A 7,849-nucleotide genomic window follows, 5' to 3' on the forward strand; every position below is an offset into this window, starting at 1 on the left:
ATTTAATAGTAATAAGTAATGGTGATTATGAGTTATCAAGTTTTAGCACGTAAATGGCGACCCAAATCATTTTCTGAGGTAGTAGGGCAACAACATGTTTTGAAGATTTTATCTAATGCCCTTTCTCTTGGTCGAGTGCATCATGCTTATCTGTTTTCAGGTACACGAGGGGTGGGAAAAACTTCGATCGCCCGTTTGTTAGCTAAAGGTTTAAATTGCGAAAGTGGTATTACTGCAACACCTTGTGGTGTGTGTGATAATTGCCTTGAAATTGAACAAGGTCGTTTTGTTGATTTGTTGGAAATCGATGCCGCCTCACGTACTAAAGTCGAAGATACTCGTGAAATCTTAGATAATATTCAATATTTACCAACTAAAGGGCGTTTTAAGGTTTATTTAATTGATGAAGTGCATATGTTGTCACGCAGTAGCTTTAATGCACTGTTAAAGACCTTAGAAGAGCCACCGGAACACGTTAAATTCTTGTTAGCAACAACTGATCCTCAAAAATTACCTATTACTATTTTGTCACGTTGTTTGCATTTGCACTTGAATGTGCTTGATACATCGATAATTGGCGAACAGCTAAATCATATTTTACAATTAGAGCATATTGAGAGTGAACCAAAAGCGATTCAATTGTTAGCAAAAGCTGCGAATGGTAGCATGCGTGATGCATTAAGTTTGACCGATCAAGCTATTGCACTCGGCAATGGTAAGGTCGATGCCGTTTCGGTTGCAGCTATGCTAGGCACCTTAGATAAGGGCATCCCATTTGCATTAGTTAATGCGCTTTATCAAGGTGATGGAAATGCGTTGATGCAACAAATTGCAGCGGCGGCAATACAAGGTGCTGATTGGGATAATTTATTGGCGGAAAGTATTGCATTGTTGCACCAAATTGCATTATTGCAAGTGGTACCTACTGCTTTAGGTGATTATGCTGATCATGAGGAGCAGTTGCGCTTTTTAGCGCAATATATGGCACCAAATGATGTGCAGTTATTCTATCAAATTTTATTAATGGGTCGAAAAGAGCTCGCTTTTGTGCCAGATAAGAAAATGGGCATTGAGATGAGCTTTTTACGAGCTTTAGCTTTTATGCCTAAAAATATTGATTCGATTACACCACCTGCTACAACCGTTAGCGCATCGGCTAATAGACATTCACCCATCCAAAAGTCTAATCTGCCAAAAATTGAGCCGGCAACAGTAGCAACGACCTCGGTGAGTTCTTCTCCGATCTCTACAATCAAAGAGACCAATAAGTCATCAGTTGAATCACAAGTTGAGGAACAACCCCAAAAGCAAACGGACACACAATTACCTGCTTTGGCAGCCAATAATACAGCATTACCACAACAGGCCAATCAAGCTAACAATGCTATGCCTACTGTATCTGACTCGTCGATATCGCTTCCTGAGGATGCGTCATCCATCACTAAAAATATTTTAGAGATGCGAATGCAGTTAATCAAAGAGGAACAGAAGCCAAAAAAGTCTGAATCGGTTGATGTCAATCAACCAGCAAGCAATCTAGTTAAATCTAAATTGAATCGCATTAGTCCATTAGCTAACTCAAAGAGTAATGTAGAGGTACCGGTAATTGATGATTTGGTGGATGAAGAAGAAATTACCGCAGAAAATTATCAATGGCAATCTAGTGGACTAAATGATTCTAAGAATGACTCGTTGATTGATGCAAAATCGGTTCGTGAATCGCTTAAAGTTGATAAGACGCCAGAGATGACGAAAAAATTGATTGAAGAGATGGTAGGCAAAGATGCTTGGAGTGCGGAAATTGAACAGTTGGAGATTGCGCCGTTAATTAAGCAAATTGCGATTAATTCCTATCCTGAATTAATTGATGAAAATCATATTATTTTGCATACGCGTTCGGCTGTGGAGCATCTAACTAAATCGTCAGCAAATTGTATTAAGTTGCGAACCGCGCTGTCAAATTATCGTCAAAAAACACTCAATTTAGAGGTGGTGATTGATGATAATAAGACGAATAAAACGCCGTTAGAATTGCGTGAGGATTTATATCAACAAAAGCTTGAACAAGCTAAGTTGACGATTCATCAAGATCCTAAAGTTGAGACGATTTGTCAATATTTTGATGCCAAGATTGATGAATCGAGTATTCGTCCTGTATAATTACAGACTAAATGTTTTTAATGAGGAATAATTATGTTTCCAGGTGGAAAAGGTGGTTTGGGTAATTTGATGAAACAAGCCCAACAAATGCAGGCAAAAATGCAACAAGCTCAGGAAGAGATCGCTAAATTAGAAGTTACCGGAGAGTCTGGTGCAGGTATCGTAAAGGTTACCGTTACAGGTACACATAGTTGTAAACGCGTTGAAATCGATCCATCTTTATTAACCGAGGACGATAAAGAGATGTTAGAAGATCTGATCGCTGCAGCCTATAATGATGCCACTCGACGTTTGGAAGAAGCTCAAAAAGAGCGTATGGCTCAAGTTACTGGTGGCATGCAATTACCACCTGGTTTTAAAATGCCATTTTAATTTAGATAATTAAAGCTATATTTTACTATTGGTTTTGCCAACTCATGTTGGCAAAATTTCTATTTATCGCCTGTCTATTTATACAGTTTATCTTTATTAATTTTTTCCTATCAGGTAAACTAACTCACAATCGTTTATAATTCTAATTCAATTTTGATCATGCTAATAAGACTGATGTTGTAGGGTAAAAGTTATTCAATATCGGTCTTATCGTATTCAAATTGTTTAATTAACATTAATTATTAAGGATATGCTGTGATAGGTCGTTTACGTGGAATCATTATTGAAAAGCAACCACCCAAAGTATTAGTTGAAGTTGGTGGTGTTGGCTATGAAGTTTTTATGCCAATGACCTGTTTTTATGAGTTACCTGAAAATGGCAAAGAAGTAATAGTGTTAACTCATTTTGCCGTGCGTGAAGATGCTCAAGTGTTATATGGTTTTAATCATGAACAAGAACGAGAGTTATTTCGTGAGTTGATTAAAGTCAATGGTGTTGGGCCTAAATTAGCATTAGCCATTTTATCGGGAATGTCCGCAGGTCAATTTATTAGCGCAGTTGAGCAAGGTGAAATTAAGACGTTAGTAAAATTACCTGGAGTGGGTACCAAAACGGCTGAACGATTGATTGTTGAGATGAAAGATCGTGTTAAACGATTTGGTGAAGAGCTAGCTAATGTGAATGCGACAGTTGAGACCGGCAGCGTTAAAAAATCATCCAATCAAATTGAAGGTGAAGCGGTTTCTGCGCTTATTGCTCTGGGTTATAAACCGCAAGAAGCGAGCCGTATCATTAGTAAAGTCATTAAGCCGGACATGGATTGTGAAACGCTAATACGTGAAGCATTAAAGTCAGCATTATAAAAAAAGTAGGGATCGATGATGATTGAAGCGGATCGTTTAATTGCACCACAGGCTCAAAAAGAAGAAGAGTCGCTAGATCGAGCTATTCGTCCTAAATATTTGGATGAATATATTGGTCAACCTCAAGTGCGTGAGCAGATGAAAATATTTATTCAAGCAGCTAAGCAACGCAGTGATGCGCTTGATCATGTTCTAATTTTTGGCCCACCAGGCTTAGGTAAAACAACATTGGCCAATATTGTCGCTAATGAAATGAATGTTAATTTGCGCACAACTTCTGGTCCGGTGTTAGAAAAAGCAGGTGATTTGGCGGCAATGTTAACCAATTTAGAGCCAAATGATGTACTATTTATTGATGAAATCCATCGTTTATCCCCTGTTGTTGAAGAAATCTTGTATCCTGCAATGGAAGATTATCAGCTGGATATTATGATTGGTGAAGGTCCTGCGGCACGCTCAATCAAAATCGATTTACCACCGTTTACGCTTATTGGCGCAACCACACGAGCTGGTTCGTTAACATCGCCATTACGTGATCGTTTTGGAATTGTGCAACGCCTTGAGTTTTATCGGGTTGAGGATTTGGAATATATTGTAAGCCGTAGTGCAAAATTTTTAGGAATGGATCTCTCTAAAGAAGGAGCTTACTTAATTGCTAAACGTTCACGAGGAACTCCGCGCATTGCCAATCGTTTATTGCGACGGGTACGAGATTATGCGGATGTGAAATCTAAAGGCGTTATTGATGAACATATAGCCACACAAGCTTTAGATATGTTAGATGTCGACAATGCGGGCTTTGATTATATGGATCGTAAGTTACTACTGGCTATTATCGAAAAGTTTATGGGTGGGCCTGTAGGATTAGACAATATTGCCGCTGCAATAGGCGAAGAACGTGAAACCATTGAAGATGTATTGGAACCTTTTTTGATTCAACAGGGCTATATCCAAAGAACGCCAAGAGGACGAATTGCAACACCGCATGCTTATCGACACTTTGGTATTGTTCAAAATGATTAACTGAACTAATTGACATTCAGTTTTAATGACATAATATTTAATAAAACACCGCCGATTGGCGGTGTTTTGCTTTTGTAATATAAATTAACCAAGTTCTTTTTCAGTAAAAATACCACTAAATAAATCGGTACTAAGATAACGTTCACCTGAAGATGGTAAGATAACCACGATGGTTTTATTGGCATTTTCTGGTAGTCGCGCCAAGCGGTCAGCAGCAAATACTGCCGCACCGGATGAAATTCCCGCTAAGATGCCTTCTTTTTCCATTATTATTCGCGCCGTTTCGATGGCTTCTTCGTTAGAGACTCTTTCGACCAAATCAATCAAGCTTAAATCCAAGTTATCAGGAATAAATCCAGCCCCAATACCTTGTATTTTATGTGGTCCTGGTTTGATAGGTTCACCTGCAAGCGCTTGGGTGATGACTGGTGAGGTAGTCGGTTCGACTGCGACCGCAGTGATATTTTTACCTTGGGTCTTTTTAATGTATTTGGTTACGCCGGTAAATGTTCCACCTGTACCAACACCGGCAATAAAAATATCGATTTGGCCATCAGTATCAAGCCAGATTTCTGGTCCGGTAGTTTTTTCGTGAATTTCCGGATTGGCGGGATTACTGAATTGTTGAAGCATGATATTGTGTTTTGGGTTGCTGGCAACGATTTCTTCCGCTTTTTCGATGGCACCTTTCATCCCCTTGCTCGCTTCGGTTAATATAAGATTGGCACCTAAAGCTTTAAGAAGTTTGCGACGTTCAATACTCATACTTTCTGGCATAGTTAAGGTTAACTTATAACCACGAGCGGCAGCCACCGCGGCTAATGCAATACCGGTATTGCCACTGGTTGGTTCAATAAGTTCAACATCAGGGGTGAGTAAGCCTCTTTTTTCGGCATCCCAAATCATATTCGATGCAATACGACATTTTATGCTGAAGCTAGGATTACGAGATTCGATTTTGGCTAATATGTTACCTTTACCAAAATGTTTTAATCGAACTAAAGGCGTATGACCAATGGTTTGGGAATTATCATCAAATATTTTACTCATGTTAGTATCCTTTTTATTGCCTAATGATAAATAGCATCATTCAGTTAGTGCTAATAAGTATTATCATTATAGATGCAACGATAAAAGATGAAACTAATTAATAATTATAACAATATGCAATTTAGTAATAAGCAAAAAAAAATTGAAAAATTACTGACATCAATGCTGTTACTTAACTAGTTGGAAAAACGTGCAGTTGCTAAATCCTATATCTCAATAACAATCATTGATAGATTTACTATTTTATTCATCCTTGAACTCTTAATCAGTAAAAAATAGCATCTAAAACAATATGAAATTTTCCAGCTGTGGCGATGATTTGGTGACTATTCCTCTAGACTATTGATAAATAACACGATGATTTTAAAAGTATTATCTATCTTGATTGAGAGTGTGATGATTTAATTTACACAATAAGCGAAAATTTAACCGTTTAATTTTGTAATTGTGATTAATCAAACATGCTGACTTCCTTGAGCACGGTGAACTAATACCTATTTAGAATAATAACATCGAAATAACGCATATTTTGATGCATCACAGACTAAATGTCGGTCAATATAACGACTGATTTGCCAACCAATTGCATATCGTCAATACAAGTCGATAATTACATGCAGAGATAACCAACCTTCACCTATTTTGATGTATATGATATCCATTATCCAAATAATATTGAGTTTGTCGGGATTAAATTTCGTTGCTAACGTATTACTAACGACATTATGAGGTATAATCATATCAGTTTTATACTTAAATTTATGTACGCCTTTACTCAACAACCTAAGCCTTGAAGAACTCGACTTACTTTTTGTCTGGGACTTGATATCCTGCATCTCTGGCATCATGCACTAAATTTTTGGGGCACCTAAGCGAGCTGTGAGTTGCCAATACCGTTTTTTAATATATTCGTTGAGTGAGGTTATCTCATTGGACTTTTTAGCCAGCGTAATAACTCGACTGACTGACTTTAAAATATCGGCAGAGGAGTTTTATCGGATAATTAGATTACATTAATGCCAATTTACCTATAGATTAATGTCAACGATGGCTAGCAAATCAAGGTTTACCATTAAAAATCGCATTAAATAAGATATTAAAAGAAATCATAAAATGATGAATATCAATTTTTGCATCGACATTGAATTGATTTAATGTTAGCATGGTTCGGTATAAATTTGTGTGTGATGATGTTTCATTGTTAATATTATGGATTTATTAATGAAAAGCTATTTATTTGCATGGAGTTTCATTGTTCTACCCGCGACGGTTGCCTTAGCCGAACCTCCGCCCACGCAGCAATTTAGTGAACAACCGTTTATCCATCTACCAGCGCATGAAAAAGCACTTCCAGATACATTAATCCCTTCATCGCTAGACATCCATTTATTAACATCCATTACCGCGACCAGTGAAGTTATTTCTCCAACTGAGCCTTTATACCTTAACGTTAATCAAGCGCTATTATTGGAAATAGATAACTCACCGTGGTTTAAACCTGTCAATAAGCTTATTCATCTGGCTGGCAGAATTTAACCGGTGGCGTAATAGGCATACGAGGAAATAATTATGGTTTTTACTATGACCTCTTTGCCGGCAAACTGATTCACAAACTCAAAGGTTTTAAAACCAAGCCATTAACATTAAGCTTTAATGTTAATTGGAACTATTAAAATAATTATTTAGTCATACGAAGCAATAAATACAAACAAAAGCAAGTCCTAACGTTTTACCGTAGTCAATCTAAAATAAGAATAAGCAGTATTAAGTAAGGAATAGATGATGAATAAGAAGTTATATCGGGTTATTTTTAATAAAAAGCGTGGTCTACAAATGGTGGTAGCGGAAATCGCTAAAACATTAGGTGGTAAAGAAAAAACTGCTAAGGATGAAAAGTTACCACTGCTCAAATCATTTTTTTATACACTCAAACCGATAACCTTATTCGTATCTCTTTCATTGGGTTTTGTCACCCTAAGTTCACCCGTTTATGGTGCCAGCGATATAGTTGCCGATAAACAAGCTGCGAAACATCAACAACCGCAAGTAATTAATGCCGCTAACGGTATTACACAGGTCAATATTCAAACACCAAACAAAAAAGGGGTTTCCCACAATAAATATCGACAATTTGATGTTGCACAGCAAGGGGCGATATTAAACAACAGCAGTAAAATCAGTCAGACACAAATTGCTGGTCATGTACAAGGTAATGAATTTTTAAAAAGTAGCGGACCAGCTAAAATCATTTTGAATGAGGTCAACTCTCGTAATCCAAGTCAACTCAATGGTGTTCTTGAAGTCGCCGGTCAAAAGGCACAAGTTATCATTGCCAATCCGTCAGGCATTACCTGTAATGGTTGTGGCTTTATCAATGCCA

Annotated in this window: 7 protein-coding genes; 6 read left to right on the forward strand and 1 reads right to left on the reverse strand. The window is 37.4% G+C overall.

What is annotated here, in order from left to right:
* The first annotated feature begins 27 nt into the window (after nucleotides 1–27).
* From dnaX to ruvB, 4 genes are all read left to right on the forward strand, one after another.
* Nucleotides 28–2,160, forward strand: a complete 2,133-nt coding sequence (gene dnaX / locus DKK79_RS05995; protein ID WP_110423275.1) for a DNA polymerase III subunit gamma/tau — start codon at nucleotides 28–30, stop codon at nucleotides 2,158–2,160.
* 33 nt (nucleotides 2,161–2,193) lie between these two features.
* On the forward strand, nucleotides 2,194–2,532 hold the full coding sequence (locus DKK79_RS06000; RefSeq protein ID WP_110423276.1) for a YbaB/EbfC family nucleoid-associated protein: 339 nt from the start codon (nucleotides 2,194–2,196) through the stop codon (nucleotides 2,530–2,532).
* Between the two features lie 255 nt (nucleotides 2,533–2,787).
* Nucleotides 2,788–3,396 (forward strand): Holliday junction branch migration protein RuvA, encoded by a 609-nt coding sequence (ruvA, locus tag DKK79_RS06005; protein ID WP_110423277.1) that lies wholly within the window; start codon nucleotides 2,788–2,790, stop codon nucleotides 3,394–3,396.
* 18 nt (nucleotides 3,397–3,414) lie between these two features.
* On the forward strand, nucleotides 3,415–4,419 hold the full coding sequence (ruvB, locus tag DKK79_RS06010; protein WP_110423278.1) for a Holliday junction branch migration DNA helicase RuvB: 1,005 nt from the start codon (nucleotides 3,415–3,417) through the stop codon (nucleotides 4,417–4,419).
* An 84-nt stretch (nucleotides 4,420–4,503) separates the two neighbouring features.
* On the opposite strand, the gene cysK is transcribed toward ruvB, so the two are convergent.
* Nucleotides 4,504–5,469, reverse strand: a complete 966-nt coding sequence (gene cysK / locus DKK79_RS06015) for a cysteine synthase A (protein WP_110423279.1) — start codon at nucleotides 5,467–5,469, stop codon at nucleotides 4,504–4,506.
* Between the two features lie 1,221 nt (nucleotides 5,470–6,690).
* Between cysK and DKK79_RS06025 the strand changes: the two genes are divergently transcribed.
* Nucleotides 6,691–7,005 carry a hypothetical protein gene (locus tag DKK79_RS06025; RefSeq protein ID WP_110423281.1) on the forward strand — a complete coding sequence of 105 codons (315 nt, stop codon included), beginning with the start codon at nucleotides 6,691–6,693 and terminating at the stop codon, nucleotides 7,003–7,005.
* 246 nt (nucleotides 7,006–7,251) lie between these two features.
* Nucleotides 7,252–7,849 (forward strand): two-partner secretion domain-containing protein (locus DKK79_RS06030; protein ID WP_181415240.1); only part of this gene is annotated, 598 nt, incomplete at its 3' end.

The organism is Gilliamella apicola, assembly GCF_003202915.1.
Classification (GTDB): domain Bacteria; phylum Pseudomonadota; class Gammaproteobacteria; order Enterobacterales; family Orbaceae; genus Gilliamella; species Gilliamella apicola_Q.